This window comes from Lelliottia sp. JS-SCA-14, from assembly GCF_035593345.1.
Classification (GTDB): Bacteria; Pseudomonadota; Gammaproteobacteria; order Enterobacterales; family Enterobacteriaceae; genus Enterobacter; species Enterobacter wanjuensis.
This window is the reverse complement of the sequence record NZ_CP141606.1, coordinates 3,377,865-3,398,248: the sequence shown is the minus strand read 5'-3', so window position 1 is coordinate 3,398,248 and position 20,384 is coordinate 3,377,865. Positions and strand designations below refer to the sequence as shown.

Sequence of the window (20,384 nt, the reverse complement as noted above, 5' to 3'; positions counted from 1 at the left end):
TCTGCACACACTTGCACTTGACGTAATCGGCAAATACTCTTAGTGAGTAAATGTTTGCCGTGGTGGCAAGGTGTTAGAACAACAGAGAATATAATGATGCAGGATTTGCGTCTGATATTAATCATTGTTGGCGCGATCGCCATACTCGCTTTACTGGTACATGGTTTCTGGACCAGCCGTAAAGAACGTTCCTCGATGTTTCGCGATCGCCCACTGAAACGCATGAAGTCCAGTCGTAACGACGATGACGGTGATGACGACATCGACGATAACGACGACGAAGGCGTGGGTGAAGTTCGCGTTCATCGGGTCAATACGACTGCGCCTGCTGCAGGCCATGGGGAGCATGAAGCACCTCGTCAGCCTCCGCAGCACCAGTATCAGCCGCCTTACGCGTCTGCACAGCCGCGCCAGCCCGCGCCACAGCCTGTGGAAGAGCCGGTGCGTCAGCCACAGCAACCGCCGGTACAACAGCCTGTTGTCCAGCAGCCGGTTCAGCCGCAGCACGTTCAACAGCCCGTGCAGCAGCCGCGTCCTGTTCAGCCCTCGCCGCCAGAAATGCCGCCGCAGCCTGTTCATGTGCAACCGGCTCCGCAGCCTGAGCCTGTCGTTGAACCGGAACCGATTATCGAAGAAGCGCCGGTAGCTGAAAAGCCGCAGCGTAAAGAGACGGTGATCATCATGAACGTCGCCGCGCATCACGGGACTCAGCTCAATGGTGACGTGCTGCTCAACAGCATTCAGCAGGCGGGCTTCAAGTTTGGCGACATGAATATTTTCCACCGTCACCTGAGCCCGGACGGGAGCGGCCCTGCGCTGTTCAGCCTGGCAAACATGGTGAATCCGGGGACCTTTGATCCGGAAATGACCGGTGATTTCACCACGCCGGGCATCACGATCTTTATGCAGGTGCCGTCCTACGGTGACGAACTGCAAAACTTTAAGCTGATGCTGCAATCCGCCCAGCACATCGCCGATGAAGTCGGTGGTGTGGTACTCGACGATCAGCGTCGTATGATGACGCCGCAGAAACTGCGCGAGTATCAGGATCGCATCCGCGAAGTAAAGGAAGCTAACGCCTAAATTCTGCGTTCTCTTCCACGTCTCCTCAACCCCCGCCTGTCGGGGGTTTTTCATCTATGGTAACGTTATGAATAAAAAAGAGATATTACATCTAATCGAGAATCTTCGTGATGAGCTGCGCTACCATGAGCATAGATATCATGTTCTTGTTGACCCAGAAATTACTGATGAAGAATACGATGCTTTAATGCGTCGTCTTATTGAACTTGAAAAATCAAATCCTGAGTTTGTAACTTCAACATCGCCCACGCAGCGTGTTGGAGCTCCAGTTATTGATGGGTTCAAGAAAATCAAGCATCGAATGGCTATGCTTTCTTTAGAAAATGTTTTTGAAGAAAAGGGATTTCAGGCGTTTAACTCTCGCATAGAGCAAAAATTAGGCAAAAAAGCTTCTTATTGTTGTGAGCTAAAGCTTGATGGTCTTGCAATAAGTATCTTCTACGAGAATGGTCATTTTGTAAGTGCTGTTACTCGAGGAGATGGTGTGCAGGGAGAAGATGTAACTGCAAACGTAAAGACAATAAAATCAGTACCGCTTGTTCTTTATGGGAATAATATACCCAGTCAGCTTGAAATCCGAGGTGAGGTTATTCTTCCTAAAGATAAATTCAATTCACTGAATAACTATGCTCGGAAACATGGCGGTAAACTGTTTGTCAATCCTCGCAACGCAGCTGCAGGAACCATTCGTTTACTCGACCCCGCGATTGTAAGTAGCAGAAATCTATACTTTTACTGCTATGGATATGGCGTTGTTGATGGCGGTAGTCTGCCCGCTGGCCAGTTTGAAACGTTGCAACTGTTTAGGAAGTGGAGAATACCAGTTAGTGATGATGTGCGCCTTTATGATGACATAAATGATGTAATGGACTACTACAATCGAATTGAATTACGTAGGCCATATATGGGATTTGACATTGATGGTATCGTCATAAAAGTTAATGATAAGAGGCAACAAGAAAAGCTTGGATTTGTTGCTAAAGCCCCGCGTTGGGCTGTTGCGTATAAGTTTGCTGCTCAGGAAAAGACAACACGAGTTATCGGGGTTGATTTTCAGGTTGGTAGAACCGGAGCCATCACTCCAGTTGCTCGACTAACACCTGTTTATGTTGGAGGGGCAACAGTTAGTAATGTCACATTGCATAATGAAGATGTTATCAAAAATTTAGGTTTAAAAATTAATGATTGGGTCATTATTCGACGTGCTGGAGATGTAATTCCGCAAGTAGTAAAAGTATTAGAAAAACAGTTGGATGAAACAGTTCGATTTCCCATCGAATTCCCGTCCCATTGCCCGGTCTGCGGCTCTGACGTGGAACGCGTGGAAGGCGAAGCGGTAACGCGCTGTACCGGTGGGTTAATCTGCGGGGCGCAGCGCAAAGAGGCGCTCAAACACTTTGTCTCTCGTCGGGCGATGGACGTTGACGGGATGGGCGATAAAATCATCGATCAACTGGTCGAAAAAGAGTATGTCCATACGCCGGCGGATCTGTTCCGTCTGACGGCGGGCAAGCTGACCGGGCTGGATCGTATGGGGCCAAAATCTGCGCAGAACGTCGTCAATGCGCTGGAAAAATCCAAAGAGACCACTTTCGCGCGCTTCCTCTACGCCCTGGGTATTCGTGAAGTCGGCGAAGCGACAGCCGCCGGGCTGGCTGCCCATTTCGGTACGCTTGAGCTGCTCGAAAAGGCCTCGATTGAGGATCTGCAAAAAGTGCCGGACGTCGGCATCGTTGTCGCCACCCACGTCTTCAACTTCTTTGCAGAAGAGAGCAACCGCGAAGTCATCGGTAAGCTGCTGGAAGAGGGCATTCACTGGCCTGCGCCGGTGGTGGTTAACGCCGAAGAGATCGACAGCCCGTTTGCGGGCAAAACCGTGGTACTCACCGGCAGTCTGAGCCAGCTTTCCCGTGACGATGCCAAAGCGCGTCTGGTGGCGCTGGGCGCCAAAGTGGCGGGCAGCGTGTCGAAGAAAACCGATCTGGTGATCGCCGGTGAAGCGGCGGGCTCGAAGCTGGCGAAAGCGCAGGAGCTGGGCATTGAGGTTATTGACGAAGCTGAAATGATCAGGCTACTGGGAGAGTAACGTGGAGAAAGAACAGCTCATCGAGATCGCCAACACCGAGATGCCGTTCGGTAAATACAAGGGGCGTCGCTTGATTGACGTGCCGGAAGAGTATTTCCTGTGGTTCGCGCGCAAGGATCAATTTCCTGCCGGGCGACTGGGCGAGCTGATGGCTATCACGTTGCTTATCAAAAGCGAAGGGCTGAGCCATCTGGTTCAGCCCCTCAAACGTCCTTAAGCTTTCGCGGCGCGGGTCTCTTCCTGCGCCAGCTTCTCCGTCTGGCGCTTGTAACGACGTGCCATCACCGCACAGACCATCAGCTGGATCTGGTGGAAAATCATCAGCGGCAGCACCATCATTCCAATCACCGACGTCGGGAAGAGAATGTTCGCCATCGGAATGCCGTTGGCGAGACTCTTTTTCGAACCGCAGAACACAATGGTGATTTCATCTGCTTTGTTGAAGCCAAACTTGCGCGCGGCAAAGGTGTTCACCGCAATCACAATCGCCAGCAGGACAATGCTCACCAGCGCGATAAACAGCAGCGAACCAATCCCGACCTTATGCCAGATCCCGTTCACCACGGCTTCGCCAAAGGCGGAGTAGACCACTAACAGAATCGAGGTCTGGTCGGTTTTGCCAATCCACTTTTTGTTTCTGGCGACGAAATCCCCGGTCCACGGACGCGAGAGATGCCCGAGCACGAACGGCAGCAATAGCTGGAGGCAGATTTTCCCAACCTGTTCGAGGTTGCCCTCTGCGCCGTGCATATTCATCAGCAGGCCGACCAGCAGCGGTGACACAAAAATCCCTAACAGGCTTGATGCAGACGCGGAACAAACCGCCGCCGCAACGTTACCGCCTGCGAGCGACGTAAATGCAATGGCCGACTGCACGGTGGCAGGCAGAATACAGAGATAGAGGAAACCGGTGTACAGCGCCGGATCGACATTCACCGGTGCCCACCAGGCGAATAGCACGCCGAGGATTGGGAACAGAATGAAGGTACTGCACATCACCCAGAGGTGCAGTCGCCAGTGGCTCCCCCCGGCAATGATCGCTTCACGCGACAGTTTGGCGCCGTGCATGAAGAACAGCAGGGCGATGGCGGCCGTCGTCAGGCCCTCAATAAAGGGAACAAAAGCGCCGCGAGCCGGGAAGAAAGAGGCCAGCAGGACCACGGCAATCAGCGTAAGGGTAAAGGGGTCGAGAACACGAAACAGTTTCATAGATGCTCCTGAAATCAGATTTGGCTATTGTGCTTTGTTCCCTTTGAGAAATAAAATCGATTTATTGCATCTATTCATGAATAAATAAGATGAATTACTCCTTACGTCAGCTTCGCGTTTTTGTCACCGTCGCCCAGGCCCGTAGCTTTAGCCGCGCCGGGGAGATAATCGGCCTGAGCCAGTCGGCGGTTAGCCATAGCGTCAAAGAGCTGGAGCTGCAAACCGGCGTGCGCCTGCTCGACCGCACCACGCGGGAAGTGGTGCTAACCGAAGCGGGGCAGCAGCTGGCCGCGCGTCTGGAGCGACTCCTGGATGAACTCAACAGTACGCTGCGCGACGTCGGCAGGGTGGGGCAACAACTTTCCGGGACCGTGCGCGTGGCCGCCAGCCAGACCATTTCGGCGCATTTGATTCCCCAGTGCATTGCCGAAAGTAACCGGCGTTATCCTGATATCGATTTTGTACTGCACGACAGGCCGCAGCAGTGGGTGCTGGAGAGTATCAGACAAGGCGAGGTGGATTTCGGGATTGTGATCGATCCGGGGCCGGTGACGGATCTTGAGTGTGAAGTGGTGCTCTCAGAGCCATTTTTACTGCTCTGTCGCGATGACGATCCTCTGACCCAGGTGCCAGAGGTGACGTGGCAGGCATTGCAGGGGGCAAACCTGGTATTGCAGGATTATGCATCGGGAAGCCGTCCGCTGATTGATGCGGCGCTCGCCCAGCAGAAAGTGAATGCGACGATCGTGCAGGAGATTGGCCATCCCGCGACGCTCTTCCCGATGGTGGAAGCGGGGATTGGAATCAGCGTGTTACCCGCGCTGGCGTTGCCGCTGCCGCAGGGGAGTCGGCTCGTTGTCAGGCGTTTCGCGCCCTGTATTGAGCGAAAACTGATGCTGGCGCGACGTAAAAATCGCTCGCTTTCCGGGGCGGCTCACGCGCTTTGGGAGGTGGTACGTATGCAGGCACAGCGGTTAATGGAGGCCCGCATACGCGATCCGTTATTTAACGCGCCGGACGATTAGATGTAGATATCGATCTGGTGCTCAGCGGAAGGTGAGTTCACGCCTTCAGCTTTGCCCTGTTTTTGTTCTTGTTTCTTTTGCGCTTCTTCAGCCTGCTGGCGCTGCAATTGTGCCAGCTGGGCCTGCAGCATTTTGATCTGCGCCTGAAGCAGGTCCTGCTGCTTTTTCTTATCTTCAGCAGTGCCGCTGCCGTTCGCCACATCTTTGAGCTGCTGAGTGAGCTTGGTGATCTGCGACGTCAGACGGCTGATTTGCGACGCAATGCTGTTGTCGCTGGAGCTGCTACCACTGCTACTGCTGGTCTGCATTGAAGGTGTTGATGTCTGTATGGTTGTCATTGTAAATCCTCTCGCCATAAAACAAGCATATCGGCATAAAAATCCATAGCTTGAGAGGACCTGCCAGATCTGGGGGGCTATTTGTCGGGTGGCGCTGCGCTTACCCGACCTACGGATCACGCAGGCATAACGTAGGCCTGATAAGCGAAGCGCCATCAGGCAATGTCTTTTGAATTCAGGAATCGCAGATAGCAAAAAAGCGCCTTTAGGGCGCTTTTTTACATTGGTGGGTCGTGCAGGATGACTCGCTTCGCTCGCCCTTCGGGCCGTCGCCTTGCGGCTCCGGTGCCTCACTGCGTTCGGCTCGAACCTGCTGCAGGTTCGAATCTTGAATATCGCAGATAGCAAAAAAGCGCCTTTAGGGCGCTTTTTTACATTGGTGGGTCGTGCAGGATTCGAACCTGCGACCAATTGATTAAAAGTCAACTGCTCTACCAACTGAGCTAACGACCCGAATGGTGGGTGATGACGGGCTCGAACCGCCGACCCCCTCCGTGTAAAGGAGGTGCTCTACCAACTGAGCTAATCACCCATTTCGGTGCTACTAAATAAGATTTAAGAATGGTGGGCGATGACGGGCTCGAACCGCCGACCCCCTCCGTGTAAAGGAGATGCTCTACCAACTGAGCTAATCGCCCAATCTTAAATTCTTATCTACACTGCGGTATCTACTTAAGTAGATGGTGGGTGATGACGGGCTCGAACCGCCGACCCCCTCCGTGTAAAGGAGGTGCTCTACCAACTGAGCTAATCACCCCCGCTGTGTGGAGTCGCATTATAGGGAGAGTTGAAAATGAGTCAACGCCTTTTCTAAAGATTTTGTTTGTTCGTCGTAAAATTAAACAAATGGATCACAAAATGGTCCGCGCAGCATGATTTCTAAACAAATTTAGCAAACCTGCACGTCATTCAGGCTTCCTCATTGAGGAATCGGCCCACAGTGATAGAATATTGCCCATTGTTTTTATCCCAGCATTTGCCGGTCGTCGGCATCTTTATAACGTAAGGCCATTTCATGAAAATCAAAACTCGCTTCGCGCCCAGCCCGACAGGCTATCTGCACGTCGGTGGTGCCCGTACTGCTCTTTATTCCTGGCTTTTTGCACGTAACCACGGCGGTGAGTTCGTGCTGCGTATTGAAGACACCGATCTCGAGCGTTCAACACCGGAAGCTATCGAAGCCATCATGGATGGCATGAACTGGCTGAATCTGGAGTGGGACGAAGGCCCATACTTCCAGACCAAACGTTTTGATCGCTACAACGCCGTCATTGATGAAATGCTGGTCGCGGGTACCGCGTATAAATGCTACTGCTCTAAAGAGCGTCTGGAAGCCCTGCGCGAAGAGCAGATGGCGAACGGCGACAAACCTCGCTACGACGGCCGCTGCCGCCATAGCCATGAACATCATGCTGATGACGAACCCTGCGTCGTGCGTTTTGCTAACCCGCAGGACGGTTCTGTGATCTTTGACGATCAGATCCGTGGCCCGATTGAGTTCAGCAACCAGGAGCTGGACGATCTGATCATTCGTCGTACCGACGGTTCACCGACCTACAACTTCTGCGTGGTGGTTGATGACTGGGATATGGAAATCACCCACGTTATCCGTGGCGAAGACCATATCAACAACACCCCGCGCCAGATCAACATCCTGAAAGCGCTGAATGCGCCAGTGCCGGTCTACGCGCACGTCTCGATGATCAACGGTGATGACGGTAAAAAACTGTCCAAGCGCCACGGCGCCGTGAGCGTGATGCAGTACCGCGACGACGGCTACCTGCCGGAAGCGCTGCTGAACTACCTGGTGCGCCTGGGCTGGTCCAGCGGCGATCAGGAGATTTTCAGCCGTGAAGAGATGATCAAACTCTTCTCCCTGAATGCGGTGAGCAAATCCGCCAGTGCGTTTAACACCGATAAACTGCTGTGGCTGAACCATCACTACATCAACACCATGCCGGCTGAATATGTTGCGACCTACCTGCAATGGCACATTGAACAGGCCAACATTGACACCCGCACCGGCCCTGAGCTGGCGGATCTGGTGAGACTGCTCGGCGAACGCTGCAAAACTCTCAAAGAGATTGCGGAAAGCTGCCGCTATTTCTACGAAGAGTTTGATGAGTTTGATGCTGACGCGGCGAAAAAACACCTGCGTCCGGTTGCGCGTCAGCCGCTGGAAGTGGTGCGCGATAAACTGGCAGCCCTGACCGACTGGACCGCAGAGAACGTGCATCATGCGATTCAGGCAACGGCTGACGAGCTGGAAGTGGGTATGGGTAAAGTCGGTATGCCGCTGCGTGTGGCTGTGACCGGCGCAGGCCAGTCTCCAGGCCTGGACGTCACCGTCCATGCGATTGGCAAGACACGCAGCGTCGCGCGTATCAACAAAGCGCTGGGCTTTATTGCTGAGCGCGAAAGCCAGCAGTAATCGCATCAGGCAGACCCATTTGAAAACGGCAGGTTATCCTGCCGTTTTTTTATGTCTGCTCTTCAGCGATCCCGAGGCGGGTGAGAAAACCCTGAATCCCTTCGCGTGCCAGCAGCACGGCGAGCCTCTGTTGCTCGATTTGGGTCAGGTTTTCCAGAGCAGTGGTCACCTGGCGTGGCAGGCTGGTGGTATTCACATCGCCATACTCGGCGGAGGCTTCTGCTAACTGGTAAACCGCCTGGCGGGTACGAATAGCGGGGAGGGTCATAAGGTGCTCACGCACGCGGGTATCGATGTGGATCAGTCTGGCTCGTCCACCTTTCACGCCGTTTAACCCTTCGGTTTTCCACCCTTGCTTACGTATCCAGCGGTTGACCGTCTGTTTGGCGACCCCCAGGCTCTCGGCCAGCTCTTCCGTGGTCATCTTGCTCCGTAATCTTTTCATATCAGCTCTGGTCGCGTATCCCTAAACGTTGTAGCAATCCGGTGATCCCTTCTCGCAGCAGCAGCGTCGTCAGCTGTTTTTGTTCATCGGGGGTCATTTCATTGGCGAGTGTCAGAAGCAGAGCGTCAAGCGAGCTACTGCTTGCCACGCTTTCAGGATGAAGAGGTGCTTCGGTTACCCGAGAAGCGCTGCGGATGAACTCTCGCACTTTCTCGTTCACGTGGACCAGACGCGCTTTACCGCCCTGAACACCCGGCCTTGGAGATGTTTTCCAACCCTCTTTACGTACCCATTTATTGATGGTCTGTCGGCTATAGCCAGTGAGCCGGGACAGCTCCTCTGGCGTCATTCGTTCCTTGATCATGCAATTACCTGAATATCAGTAGGGTTAATGAAGGCTTCATGTTATAGCACCCTTTTACGCGAAAATGTGACAGGTTTAACTACTGGCTGCGAGCAACCTCGCAATGTGCTTCATTTGCATGATTTTTCGACGATTGAAAGGGCAGGGCTGATTTTGCCGTTGACACTCAGCAATGGAATTCATATTATGCCGCCCGTCAACACGACAGCTTTACGTTGGGGCTATAGCTCAGCTGGGAGAGCGCTTGCATGGCATGCAAGAGGTCAGCGGTTCGATCCCGCTTAGCTCCACCAAATTCTTAATCCAGGGGAATTTGGAACGTAAAGACACTGTGGGGCTATAGCTCAGCTGGGAGAGCGCTTGCATGGCATGCAAGAGGTCAGCGGTTCGATCCCGCTTAGCTCCACCAAAATTCAGACCCTCGCCGAAAGGCGGGGGTTTTTTTATGCGTTTGTTATCATCTCCTGCCTTTTTTGTTGCCATCCGTGTATGTTTATCAATCTGACCTCAATCGAAATCAATAAAAGAGTTCATTTAAAACCGGGAACTTGATTCGCTCAATTAATAAACTTACCATTTCTTCAACCAATGATTCGACTGGGAAATAGCCCCTTGTTACGAGCAAAAAGTCACCTTACAAATAATTTACGAATATTTATGCTGGCATTCATTTTATGTCTGCTGGCGGTGCCTTTCTCTCGTTTTATTTCCCCTCGTTCCATCCTCGACGGTCATTACGTCTATTTAGCCTGGTTACCCTTAAGCGTGATGCTGGCGATGATGTTATTGTTTGGCCGCCGCGCGGTTCTTCCCATTGTCTTCAGTTTTGCCTTAACTAACCTTTATTACTTCCAGCTCACCCCTCTGCAGCATGCGGTGGTACTGTTTTGCCAGACGTTTTCGGTCTTCGCAGTCTGCGCAATCCTGCGCTTCACGCTGGGCAAGCGCTGGCGCTATGGGCTGCCTAACCGGCATATTGGGTTACGCATTTTCTGGCTGGGATTTATCATTCCCCTCGGCATAAAGCTGTCGATGTATCTCGCCGGATATTTCTTCGATTTCCCGCTTTCGATATCAAACTTCTTTGGCGATGGCACCGCAATTTATAACATCGTCGATATTCAGAGCCTGATTTGCGCCAGCCTGATATTTACCATGATGTTCTATTACCCGCTAAGAATGATAATTAATCCGCGCAATGCCAGAACCTTCTGGCTGCGCAGCGTTAAGCCGTATCTTATTCATAAACATTCTGTATTTACATTTGGCTGGCTGATATGTCTGACGCTGGGATTAGTGGTTTTATGCTCCCCGATCGAAGCCAGCTTTATCGCCGGGTATCTGGTGCCGGTGATTTTTATTCTGTTTACTGTGGCGATCAGCCGCCTGAGCTATGCCCTGGTTTCTTTGAGCTGGGCGATCTCCGCTTTCCTGCTCCTGTCTTACAACAAAAATTTCCTTAATGGCGTTCAGACCGGGCATGCCCTGGCGTTCGTCCTGTCGGTGCTGATCTCCTTCGCCATTTGCCTGATGTACATGTCGCGGATTTACCACCGGAGCGAATGGCTAAAGAAGGGCTGGCACGAAAGGGCGTTGACCGATCCGCTCACGGGCCTCGCGAATATGCGCGCCCTGGAAGACTATTTACAGCGACACCCGGATGCCAAAATCTGCTGCCTGCGGATGGGCAACCTGGGGTTTCTCAGCCGCCATTACGGGATGCTGATGCGCATCCACTGTAAGCGAGCCATCACCTCTGCGGTTCAGCCTTTACTTCAGGCGAACGAAAAATTCTTCCAGCTACCGGGCAGCGAGTTGATTCTGGTGCTGCAGGGGCCAGACAGCGGGGAGCGTTTGCAGCACATCGTCGATCGGCTAAACAGCCGTAAAATCTACTGGAACAATACCGGGCTGGACATCGAATTTGGTGCGGCCTGGGGCGAACTGGAGGATCAGGATGCCGAAAATCTGCACCATACGCTCGGGCAGTTGAGCTGGCTTTCAGAGCAGTCCTGCGTCACGCACAGAGTGCTGGCGCTTACCAACAGCGTTGAGCGGGTCTCCGGGCAAACCACGGACCGCGTATTGATGCTTAGCCGGGTGAAACGGGCGCTGGAGGAGGGAGGCGTGCGTCTTTATGCCCAGCCCATTCAGAATGCTGTCGGTGAGGGCTACCACGAAATTCTGACCCGTCTGGAGAGCGACGGTGAAATCCTCACTCCCGATCGCTTCATTCCTCTGGTGGCGCAGTTCAACCTCAGCCACCGCTTTGACCTCTGCGTCCTCGACAGCCTGCTGAAATGGCTGCGGGAAAACCCGTCGACGGAGTGCGGCGCGCGCTTCTCCGTCAACCTGATGCCAATGACGCTCAATCAAAAAGAGGTGGCCGCTGAGATTATCGATCGCTTCAGGCACCACGCGATTGCCCCGCAGGCGGTCATTATCGAAGTCACCGAAGAGCAGGCTTTTTCCGATTCCGAATACAGCATTCAGAATATCCAGCAACTGCGCGAATACGGCTTCAAAATTGCGATCGATGATTTTGGCACGGGGTATGCCAACTATGAGCGACTCAAACGGCTACAGGCGGACATCATTAAAATCGACGGTTGCTTTGTGAAAGACATCTGTACGGACAGCATGGATGCGACCATTGTGAAGTCGATTTGTAATCTGGCGAAGACCAAATCCTTGTGCGTGGTGGCGGAGTTTGTCGAAACGCCGGAGCAGCGGCAGATGTTACTCGATATCGGGGTAGACTATTTGCAGGGCTATTTGCTGGGAAAACCCCAGCCGCTAGATGAACTGAAGGCGTAAAAAAACCGGGGGCGCAAACCCCCGGTTTTTTTATTCTGATTACAGTACCAGTGCCGCGATAGACGCGGACAGTACGCTCACCAGCGTCGAGCCATATACCAGTTTCAGGCCGAAGCGAGAAACCACGTTACCTTGCTCTTCGTTCAGACCTTTAATCGCACCGGCGATGATGCCGATGGAAGAGAAGTTAGCGAAGGAGACCAGGAACACAGACAGGATACCTTCAGCGCGAGGAGAGAGCGTGCTGGCGATTTTCTGCAGATCCATCATCGCAACGAATTCGTTGGAAACCAGTTTGGTCGCCATGATGCTGCCGACCTGCAGTGCTTCGTGAGCCGGAACACCCATCACCCATGCAATCGGGTAGAAGATGTAGCCCAGAATGCCCTGGAAGGAGATACCCAGCACAGCCGCGAACAGGGCGTTCAGCGCAGCGATCAGGGCGATGAAGCCGATCAGCATCGCAGCAACGATAATCGCCACTTTGAAACCTGCCAGAATGTACTCGCCCAGCATTTCGAAGAAGCTCTGGCCTTCGTGCAGGTTAGACATCTGGATATTTTCTTCGCTGGCGTCAACGCGGTACGGGTTGATCAGCGACAGAACGATAAAGGTGCTGAACATGTTCAGAACCAGTGCTGCGACCACGTATTTTGGATCCAGCATTGTCATGTATGCGCCCACGATAGACATGGAAACAGTCGACATTGCGGTAGCCGCCATGGTGTACATGCGGTTGCGGGACATTTTGCCGAGGATGTCTTTATACGCGATAAAGTTCTCGGACTGGCCCAGAATCAGGGAGCTGACTGCGTTGAAAGATTCCAGTTTACCCATGCCGTTGACTTTGGATAACAGGAAACCAATCCCACGGATCACAAACGGCAGAACACGGATGTGCTGCAGAATACCGATCAGCGCAGAGATGAAGACGATTGGGCAAAGCACTTTCAGGAAGAAGAATGCCAGGCCTTGATCGTTCATGCTGCCGAAGACAAAGTTCGTCCCTTCGTTAGCAAATCCGAGCAGTTTTTCGAACATTTCGGAGAAGCCTTTCACGAAGCCCAGGCCTACGTTGGAGTTCAGGAAGAACCACGCAAGTAAAACTTCAATGACGAGCAGCTGTACAACATAACGTATACGAATGTTTTTGCGGTCTGTGCTGACCAGCAATGCAAGTGCAGTAACGACAACAAGTGCCAGGACAAAATGAAGGACGCGGTCCATATTTGCTCCAAATATGAGGCAGGTTTAATTTCCGTGCACATTCTATGTAACAAGCACAAAGAAAACGAGATCAAGGCCACAGTATAGTTACAACCTGTGACGAGTCTCAAAAATAGTGATCAACCATACACTTCTGTTATGTTATGTAAATGAGTGAAAAGTTACGTTTGTGTGCTACGCTTCACAAATGACTGTGCGATTTCACTGTCTGTGAGATCGTTTCATTGCACCCGCCCCAGCTATCGTTCTTTGCTATCAGAGAAATCACTATAAACTTTTTAAATGATCTTGATAATCATTCTCATTTTGATAGCATGAAACATAGCAAAGGCTATATTTCCAGAGGCAGAAATGACAAACAGTCGCGTAGAGGGTAGCAGTGCCAGAGCGGCGCGCAAGCTCAGGTTCGCATTAATGGGACCTGCGTTCATCGCTGCTATTGGCTATATCGATCCGGGTAATTTTGCGACCAACATTCAGGCCGGGGCGAGCTTTGGCTACAAATTACTGTGGGTGGTGGTGTGGGCGAACCTGATGGCGATGCTCATTCAGGTGCTCTCCGCAAAACTGGGTATCGCGACGGGGAAAAACCTCGCGGAACAGATTCGCGATCACTATCCGCGTCCGGTGGTCTGGTTCTATTGGGTGCAGGCGGAAATCATCGCCATGGCGACTGACCTCGCCGAATTTATCGGCGCGGCGATAGGCTTTAAGCTGATTCTGGGCGTGTCGCTCCTGCAGGGGGCGGTACTGACCGGGATCGCCACCTTCCTGATTTTGATGCTCCAGCGCCGCGGGCAGAAGCCCCTCGAGCTGGTGATCGGCGGTCTGCTGCTGTTTGTCGCTGCGGCCTATATTGTTGAGCTGATATTTTCCCAGCCGAATCTGGCGCAGCTGAGTAAAGGGATGATCATCCCCAGCCTGCCGACGTCAGAAGCCGTGTTCCTGGCGGCGGGCGTTCTGGGGGCGACCATCATGCCGCACGTGATTTATCTCCACTCCTCCCTGACGCAGCACGCCCACGAAGGCTCTCGCCAGGAGCGCTATTCGGCCACCAAATGGGATGTGGGTATCGCCATGACCATCGCCGGGTTTGTGAATCTGGCAATGATGGCGACGGCCGCAGCGGCGTTCCACTTTAACGGTCACACGGGGATTGCCGATCTCGATCAGGCATACCTGACGCTGGAACCGCTCCTGAGCCACGCGGCGGCGACCATCTTCGGCCTGAGCCTGGTGGCAGCCGGTCTTTCATCGACGGTGGTCGGGACGCTGGCCGGACAGGTGGTGATGCAGGGGTTCGTACGCTTCCACATTCCTCTGTGGGTGCGCCGCTCCGTGACGATGCTGCCGTCGTTTATCGTCATTCTGATGGGGCTGGATCCGACGCGCATTCTGGTGATGAGCCAGGTCCTGCTGAGCTTTGGTATCGCGCTGGCGCTGGTTCCGCTGCTGATCTTTACCAGCAACCAGAAGCTGATGGGCGACCTGGTCAATACCACGCTGGTTAAACGTATCGGCTGGATTATCGTGGTGCTGGTGGTGGCCTTGAACCTGTGGCTGCTGATTGGTACGGCGCTGGGGCTGTAAGATTGCAGACATAAAAAAAGGAGCCATTTGGCTCCTTTTTGTTTTTTAGTGGTGATGGCCGCCGTGTCCGTGACCGCGTCCATGACCGTGCGGTCCGCGACGATCGTCCCGGTCGCTCCAGCCTTCACGATAGCCACGCTCGTACGCTTTGCGATTATCCCAGCCACGGTGACGGCCATTATCGTGCCTCCACCAGCGGTCTTTTCGCCATTCATAGTTGCGGTGCCAGTAATCACGGTCGCGCCAGCCACCGCCGTCCCAGTAGTTACCATAATTGTCACGATCGCCAATTTGTAATTTTACTGATGGCAACAGGGTGATTTCGCCAGCATTGGCGACCAGCGGTGCTGAAGCCATTAATACCGCTGCAAGAATCAGTGACCTGAACATGCTTCTTCTCCTTCACGATCGGGGCCGTAAGCGGCCTGTTAACGCAATATTACGGGGCCGTAAAGCCCCGTTTAATCGCCTCAACTCCTAATTCGTCAGGGGGAGCACGTTTTGCTAAAAGTGGATTTATTTTGAGCGGTTCAGGATCGCATCAATGGTACTGAGCTCGTCAGAGGTAAAGTGCAGGTTATTCAGCGTGCCGACGGCGTCCTCGATTTGCGCGGTCTTACTCGCGCCAATCAGCACCGTCGTGACCGCGTCGTGGCGTAACACCCAGGCCAGCGCCATCTGCGACAGCTTTTGACCCCGGCTTTCGGCCAGCGCGTTCAGCTCGCGCACCTGGCTGATTTTTTCTTCCGTAATGTGATCCGGATTGAGGAAGCGACTTCCGCTGGCCGCACGAGAATCCGCCGGAATACCGTTCAGATAACGGTCGGTCAGTTGCCCACCGGCCAGCGGAGAGAACGGAATACAGCCGACGCCTTTCTCCTGCAGGACGGACAGCAAACCCTGTTCCGGCGCGCGTTCAAACATAGAGTACTTCGGCTGGTGGATAAGACACGGCGTACCGAGGTCGTCGAGGATCTCAATCGCCTGACGCGCCAGTTCCGCCGGGTAATTCGACAGGCCAACGTAGAGCGCTTTCCCCTGACGCACCACGTGGTCGAGGGCTTTCATCGTCTCGCGCAGCGGCGTTTCCGGGTCCGGGCGGTGGTGATAGAAGATATCCACGTACTCCAGCCCCATACGCTTCAGGCTCTGATCGAGGCTGGCGATCAGATATTTACGTGAACCCCAGTCACCGTAGGGGCCGTCCCACATGGTATAGCCCGCCTTGGTCGAGATAATCAGTTCATCGCGATAGGGCAGAAAATCTTCCTGCAAAATGCGACCAAAGTTCGATTCTGCCGAGCCGGGAGGTGGCCCGTAGTTATTGGCCAGATCGAAATGGGTAATCCCCAGCTCGAAGGCGCGGTGTAAAAGTTGACGACTGGTGTCAATGAGCGTGGTATCGCCAAAGTTATGCCATAAACCCAGCGAAATTGCGGGCAGCTTTAAACCGCTCTGGCCGCAGCGACGATACTGCATTGACTGATAACGCATTTTATCCGCCTGAAAAACCATTGCTAAACCCCTCTGACCTGAAATATCCCATCAGTGTATACGTTTACACCGTGGCGCAGTAAATCAGATTACACCGCCATTTTTCGTAAAGCATTCTTTCCAGCGTCATCTTGTCGCGGTTTCTGGACAGTCATCACGCTTCTTTAATACTCAAAGTGAGGTCAACGTCAGAAGGACACCTGTTATGCGAACCCCATACTGCGTCGCCGATTACCTGCTTGAACGACTAAAACACTGCGGCGCCGAACACCTGTTTGGCGTCCCTGGCGACTACAACCTGCAGTTTCTCGATCATGTCATCGACAGCCCGGACATCCGCTGGGTGGGCTGTGCAAACGAGCTGAACGCCGCTTACGCTGCTGACGGGTATGCCCGCTGCAAGGGCTTTTCCGCGCTGTTGACGACATTTGGCGTCGGGGAATTGAGCGCTATGAACGGTATCGCGGGCAGCTTCGCGGAGTACGTTCCGGTGCTGCATATCGTGGGCGCACCGGGCAGCGCCGCGCAGCAAAAAGGCGAACTACTGCACCACACGCTGGGCGACGGCGAGTTCCGTCATTTTTACCGGATGAGTGAGCCGGTGACGGTGGCGCAGGCGATTTTAACGGAGCAAAACGCCTGCTATGAAATCGACCGGGTCTTGTCGATCATGCTGCGCGAGCGGCGTCCGGGGTATCTGATGTTGCCTGCGGACGTGGCAAAAAAACCGGCCACGCCGCCTGTAAACGCTCTCACAGAACGCACCTCTCACGCGGACAGCACCTGCCTGAAAGCCTTCCGCGATGCGGCTGAATCGCGCCTCGCCAGCAGCAAACGTACCGCACTGCTGGCTGACTTCCTGGTGCTGCGGTATGGGCTCAAAGATCAGCTGCAGAAATGGGTGAAAGAGACGCCGATGGCCCACGCGACCATGCTGATGGGCAAAGGGATTTTTGATGAGCGCCAGCCCGGTTTTTACGGCACTTACAGCGGCTCGGCGAGCGGGGAAGGGGTGAAAGAAGCCATTGAAGAGGCGGATATGATTATCTGCGTCGGGACGCGTTTCACCGATACCCTGACCGCCGGTTTCACACACCATCTCCCGGCGGCCAAAACCATCGAAATCCAGCCGCACGCCGCCCGCGTGGGGGAGCGCTGGTTCACGGGCATTCCGATGGCGAAGGCCGTCGAGATCCTCTCGGCGCTGTGTAAGCAGCACATCACCAGGCAGACGACACCGGCCCGGCAGGCGCCGCTCACCCATCGGCATCAGGATGAAACCCTTACTCAGGATAATTTCTGGCACACGCTGCAACCCTTTATTCGCCCCGGAGACGTCATTCTCGCCGACCAGGGTACCTCCGCCTTTGGTGCCGCCGCACTGCGTCTCCCGACCGACGTGAACTTTATCGTGCAGCCGTTGTGGGGATCGATTGGTTATACTCTGGCGGCGGCGTTTGGCGCGCAGACGGCATGCCCGGACAGACGCGTAATTGTCCTGACCGGGGACGGCGCAGCGCAGCTGACCATTCAGGAGATGGGGTCGATGCTGCGGGATAAACAGCACCCGGTGATTCTGGTGCTGAACAACGAAGGCTATACCGTTGAGCGGGCGATCCACGGGCCGAAACAGCGCTATAACGATATTGCCCTGTGGAACTGGACGCAGATCCCGCAGGCACTGAGCCAGAACGGTCAGGCCGAGTGCTGGCGGGTAAGTCAAACAGGGCAACTGGCGGAGATACTGGAGAAGGTTGCCCACAGCGAAAAACTGTCGCTGATCGAGGTGATGTTGCCCAAAGAGGATATTCCTCCGCTGTTGAGCGCCATCACCCGGGCGCTGGAAGCGCGCAATAACGCCTGACTATTTCTTCGGCCGCCAGGCCATCAGCATTGGTTTGCCCGCCAGCAGGAGCCAGGCGGGCAACATCACGATACAGAGCAGCGGCAGCAGGTTGGTATCCGGCACCACCACCACGGCCATGAACAGGCTCAGCCACGCATCTCGCGTCACCACCAGCACAAACCCCAGAATCGAACAGGAGACGGTGATCGCCGCCGGAACCGCATCGACATGCTCATGCAACATCAGACCCAGCGCCACGGCGATAAACACCGCCGGGAAAATCCGCCCGCCGCGAAAACCACACGCGGCGGCCACCACCACTGCGGCCAGTTTCACCACCGCAAACAGGAAATAATCTGACACGCTAAACACCTGGCTGAACGCCATGCGCTGCATCTCATCCAGCCCTTTGAACAGGGTGATGGGGCCGCCAATGGCACCCAGAATACCGAGCAAAAAGCCGCCCGAGCCGAGAATCAGCACCGGGTGTTTCAGCTTGTGCATCAGAAGGTGCAGGCGCGGCAGGCACCACACGGCGACCATTCCCACCGCGATGGCGATCGCGGCGACAATCGCCCCGCTAAAGATATCGGCCAGCTGCATGTGCCCGTAGTGAGGGATCGGCAGCGAAAAGTGCGGCTGGAAGAACAGGCTGGTGGTGAGCGCACCGGCCGCCGCCGCCATCAGCGGGGCGAAGAGACGATCCCAGAGCGGAACGTCGTTATCGGAGCTCAGGGTTTGCGAGAAAATCAGCGCGGCAGCAACGGGCGTGCCGAACAACGCGCCGATCGTCCCCGCCGATGCCAGAATGGTCCAGTCGAGAGCACCCACGCGCGGCAAAATCCGTGAGCCAAGATAGACGGCAAGAGCGATATTCACCGCCATGATCGGATGTTCCGGCCCGAGGCTCACGCCGCCCGCAAGACCCATCACCAGAGCCAGAATCAGCCCCGGCAGCGCGCCGGGATTCACGGGCGCACCAATCAGCGGCTCCAGCGCCGGATCCGGGCCCGCATGTCCTGGGCTAAAGCGAACCACCAGCCCCACCGCAATCCCGGTGAGCGTTAACATCAAAATGATCCACGACGGAGACGCCACATCAATACCGAACTGCCCGGGAAGCGAGGACCATAAAAACGTCTGCAGCACCGAGGCGACTTTCATCACGACGATTAACACCAGGCTTGACGCAATACCAATCAGTAGCGCGGGTATTGCTAGCAGCAACATCGTTCTGGCGCGGGGATGAAGCATGATGATTTCCTTGTACAAAAGTATTTAGCGTGACTTTGCACAATCAGTTTGACGGCAATAGTGCAAAAGGTGCTGAAACGGTAAAGTTATTCTGTGACGAAGATCGATAATCCTGGGCCACCCGCCTTCAGGCCGTTGTTGTTATCTCGCCTTGAACTTACAGTGTCCCAAAGATTTATTCTGACTTTAGCGGAGCAGTAGAAGAATGACAAAGTATGCTTTAGTAGGCGATGTGGGCGGTACCAACGCCCGGCTGGCGCTATGCGATATTAATACCGGTGAAATCTCTCAGGCAAAGGCCTACTCAGGGCTCGATTACCCGAGTCTGGAAGCGGTGGTTCGCGTCTATCTGGATGAGCATAAGGTCAGCGTAGAAGATGGCTGTATCGCCATTGCCTGCCCGATTACCGGCGACTGGGTGGCGATGACCAACCACACCTGGGCGTTTTCCATTGCCGAGATGAAAAAGAATCTCGGTTTCGCGCATCTGGAAATTATTAACGACTTTACGGCGGTCTCGATGGCGATCCCGATGCTTAAACCTGAACATCTGATTCAGTTTGGCGGCGATAAACCGGTCGAGGGCAAGCCGATTGCCGTTTACGGTGCAGGCACTGGGCTTGGCGTTTCGCACCTGGTTCACGTCGACAAACGCTGGGTGAGTCTGCCGGGCGAAGGCGGCCACGTTGATTTCGCGCCAAACAGCGAAGAAGAGGGCATTATTCTGCAGGAGCTGCGCGCCGAGCTGGGCCACGTTTCCGCCGAGCGCGTGCTCTCCGGCCCGGGTCTGGTCTATCTTTATCGCGCGATTGTGAAATCTGACGGCCGTCTGCCGGAAAACCTGCAGCCGAAAGACGTCACCGAACGCGCGCTGGCAGACAGCTGCACCGACTGTCGCCGTGCCCTGTCGCTGTTCTGCGTGATCATGGGACGCTTCGGCGGCAATCTGGCCTTGAATCTCGGTACCTTTGGCGGCGTGTACATCGCCGGTGGGATTGTGCCGCGCTTCCTCGAATTCTTTAAAGCCTCTGGTTTCCGCGGCGGTTTCGAAGATAAAGGGCGCTTCAAATCCTACGTGCAGGATATTCCCGTTTATCTGATCGTGCATGATAATCCAGGCCTGCTGGGGTCCGGCGCGCATCTTCGCCAGACGCTGGGTCAGTACCTCTGATTCA

At 54.4% G+C, this 20,384-nt stretch carries 17 protein-coding genes, 6 tRNA genes and 1 other RNA gene; 11 read left to right on the top strand and 13 right to left on the bottom strand.

The annotated features are described in order from the left end of the window. Nucleotides 1-93: 93 nt before the first annotated feature. The 3 genes from zipA (at nucleotide 94) to U9O48_RS15865 (ending at nucleotide 3,386) form a co-directional block, all read left to right on the top strand. The gene (gene zipA, locus U9O48_RS15875; RefSeq protein ID WP_285158446.1) at nucleotides 94-1,083 is read left to right on the top strand and encodes a cell division protein ZipA; all 990 of its coding nucleotides are present in this window, start codon (nucleotides 94-96) and stop codon (nucleotides 1,081-1,083) included. A 67-nt stretch (nucleotides 1,084-1,150) separates the two neighbouring features. Continuing rightward, complete coding sequence (ligA, locus tag U9O48_RS15870; RefSeq protein ID WP_285158445.1) at nucleotides 1,151-3,169, top strand: NAD-dependent DNA ligase LigA; 2,019 nt, start codon at nucleotides 1,151-1,153, stop codon at nucleotides 3,167-3,169. A gap of 1 nt (nucleotide 3,170) precedes the next feature. Beyond that, entirely contained in the window at nucleotides 3,171-3,386 is a 216-nt protein-coding gene (locus U9O48_RS15865; protein WP_095282821.1) for a DUF3820 family protein, read from the top strand. On the opposite strand, the gene U9O48_RS15860 is transcribed toward U9O48_RS15865, so the two are convergent. Next, complete coding sequence (locus tag U9O48_RS15860; protein WP_282495460.1) at nucleotides 3,383-4,378, bottom strand: bile acid:sodium symporter family protein; 996 nt, start codon at nucleotides 4,376-4,378, stop codon at nucleotides 3,383-3,385. The two genes, U9O48_RS15865 and U9O48_RS15860, sit on opposite strands and share 4 nt — an antisense overlap. A gap of 89 nt (nucleotides 4,379-4,467) precedes the next feature. On the opposite strand from U9O48_RS15860, the gene U9O48_RS15855 reads away from it, so the two are divergent. Further along, nucleotides 4,468-5,403: a LysR family transcriptional regulator gene (locus U9O48_RS15855; protein ID WP_285150121.1), complete on the top strand. Its 936-nt coding sequence runs from the start codon at nucleotides 4,468-4,470 to the stop codon at nucleotides 5,401-5,403. Here the strand turns inward: U9O48_RS15855 and U9O48_RS15850 are convergent. The 6 genes from U9O48_RS15850 to U9O48_RS15825 all read right to left on the bottom strand — a co-directional run bounded on the left by U9O48_RS15850 (nucleotide 5,400) and on the right by U9O48_RS15825 (nucleotide 6,498). Next, nucleotides 5,400-5,741, bottom strand: a complete 342-nt coding sequence (locus U9O48_RS15850) for a FlxA-like family protein (protein WP_282495458.1) — start codon at nucleotides 5,739-5,741, stop codon at nucleotides 5,400-5,402. The two genes, U9O48_RS15855 and U9O48_RS15850, sit on opposite strands and share 4 nt — an antisense overlap. Before the next feature lie 224 nt (nucleotides 5,742-5,965). Next, nucleotides 5,966-6,089: non-coding RNA, RtT sRNA (locus U9O48_RS15845), on the bottom strand. Between the two features lie 29 nt (nucleotides 6,090-6,118). Beyond that, a tRNA-Lys gene (locus tag U9O48_RS15840) sits at nucleotides 6,119-6,194 on the bottom strand. A 3-nt stretch (nucleotides 6,195-6,197) separates the two neighbouring features. After that, nucleotides 6,198-6,273: transfer RNA gene (locus U9O48_RS15835), tRNA-Val, on the bottom strand. A gap of 30 nt (nucleotides 6,274-6,303) precedes the next feature. Beyond that, nucleotides 6,304-6,379, bottom strand: a tRNA-Val gene (locus tag U9O48_RS15830). Between the two features lie 43 nt (nucleotides 6,380-6,422). After that, a tRNA-Val gene (locus tag U9O48_RS15825) sits at nucleotides 6,423-6,498 on the bottom strand. Nucleotides 6,499-6,756: 258 nt separating this feature from the next. On the opposite strand from U9O48_RS15825, the gene gltX reads away from it, so the two are divergent. Then, a complete protein-coding gene (gene gltX, locus U9O48_RS15820) occupies nucleotides 6,757-8,172 on the top strand; it encodes a glutamate--tRNA ligase (RefSeq protein ID WP_285146820.1) in 1,416 nt (471 codons plus the stop codon). A 49-nt stretch (nucleotides 8,173-8,221) separates the two neighbouring features. Here the strand turns inward: gltX and U9O48_RS15815 are convergent, their stop codons facing one another. Together U9O48_RS15815 and U9O48_RS15810 are read right to left on the bottom strand one after the other, a co-directional pair. Then, a complete protein-coding gene (locus tag U9O48_RS15815) occupies nucleotides 8,222-8,617 on the bottom strand; it encodes a YfeC-like transcriptional regulator (protein WP_285150119.1) in 396 nt (131 codons plus the stop codon). Between the two features lies 1 nt (nucleotide 8,618). Then, complete coding sequence (locus U9O48_RS15810) at nucleotides 8,619-8,981, bottom strand: YfeC-like transcriptional regulator (RefSeq protein WP_282491562.1); 363 nt, start codon at nucleotides 8,979-8,981, stop codon at nucleotides 8,619-8,621. Between the two features lie 217 nt (nucleotides 8,982-9,198). Between U9O48_RS15810 and U9O48_RS15805 the strand changes: the two genes are divergently transcribed. The 3 genes from U9O48_RS15805 to U9O48_RS15795 all read left to right on the top strand — a co-directional run bounded on the left by U9O48_RS15805 (nucleotide 9,199) and on the right by U9O48_RS15795 (nucleotide 11,798). Beyond that, a tRNA-Ala gene (locus tag U9O48_RS15805) sits at nucleotides 9,199-9,274 on the top strand. Nucleotides 9,275-9,314: 40 nt separating this feature from the next. After that, nucleotides 9,315-9,390: transfer RNA gene (locus U9O48_RS15800), tRNA-Ala, on the top strand. Between the two features lie 248 nt (nucleotides 9,391-9,638). Then, nucleotides 9,639-11,798 carry an EAL domain-containing protein gene (locus U9O48_RS15795; protein WP_285158443.1) on the top strand — a complete coding sequence of 720 codons (2,160 nt, stop codon included), beginning with the start codon at nucleotides 9,639-9,641 and terminating at the stop codon, nucleotides 11,796-11,798. 39 nt (nucleotides 11,799-11,837) lie between these two features. Here the strand turns inward: U9O48_RS15795 and nupC are convergent, their stop codons facing one another. Beyond that, nucleotides 11,838-13,025, bottom strand: coding sequence for a nucleoside permease NupC (gene nupC, locus U9O48_RS15790; protein WP_282493769.1), 1,188 nt, complete (start codon nucleotides 13,023-13,025; stop codon nucleotides 11,838-11,840). Nucleotides 13,026-13,376: 351 nt separating this feature from the next. On the opposite strand from nupC, the gene U9O48_RS15785 reads away from it, so the two are divergent. After that, nucleotides 13,377-14,615: an Nramp family divalent metal transporter gene (locus tag U9O48_RS15785; protein WP_285150117.1), complete on the top strand. Its 1,239-nt coding sequence runs from the start codon at nucleotides 13,377-13,379 to the stop codon at nucleotides 14,613-14,615. Between the two features lie 45 nt (nucleotides 14,616-14,660). On the opposite strand, the gene ypeC is transcribed toward U9O48_RS15785, so the two are convergent. Next, a complete protein-coding gene (ypeC, locus tag U9O48_RS15780; RefSeq protein WP_282493767.1) occupies nucleotides 14,661-15,005 on the bottom strand; it encodes a DUF2502 domain-containing protein YpeC in 345 nt (114 codons plus the stop codon). Between the two features lie 126 nt (nucleotides 15,006-15,131). Further along, a complete protein-coding gene (mgrA, locus tag U9O48_RS15775) occupies nucleotides 15,132-16,130 on the bottom strand; it encodes an L-glyceraldehyde 3-phosphate reductase (protein ID WP_324722780.1) in 999 nt (332 codons plus the stop codon). A gap of 184 nt (nucleotides 16,131-16,314) precedes the next feature. Between mgrA and ipdC the strand changes: the two genes are divergently transcribed. Then, nucleotides 16,315-17,973 (top strand): indolepyruvate decarboxylase, encoded by a 1,659-nt coding sequence (gene ipdC / locus U9O48_RS15770; RefSeq protein WP_324722779.1) that lies wholly within the window; start codon nucleotides 16,315-16,317, stop codon nucleotides 17,971-17,973. On the opposite strand, the gene U9O48_RS15765 is transcribed toward ipdC, so the two are convergent. After that, nucleotides 17,974-19,209, bottom strand: coding sequence for an ion channel protein (locus tag U9O48_RS15765; protein WP_324722778.1), 1,236 nt, complete (start codon nucleotides 19,207-19,209; stop codon nucleotides 17,974-17,976). It abuts the gene before it with no gap. Between the two features lie 205 nt (nucleotides 19,210-19,414). Here U9O48_RS15765 and glk point away from each other — a divergent pair, with 205 nt between their 5' ends. Continuing rightward, nucleotides 19,415-20,380, top strand: coding sequence for a glucokinase (glk, locus tag U9O48_RS15760; protein WP_282493763.1), 966 nt, complete (start codon nucleotides 19,415-19,417; stop codon nucleotides 20,378-20,380). Nucleotides 20,381-20,384 lie beyond the last annotated feature (4 nt).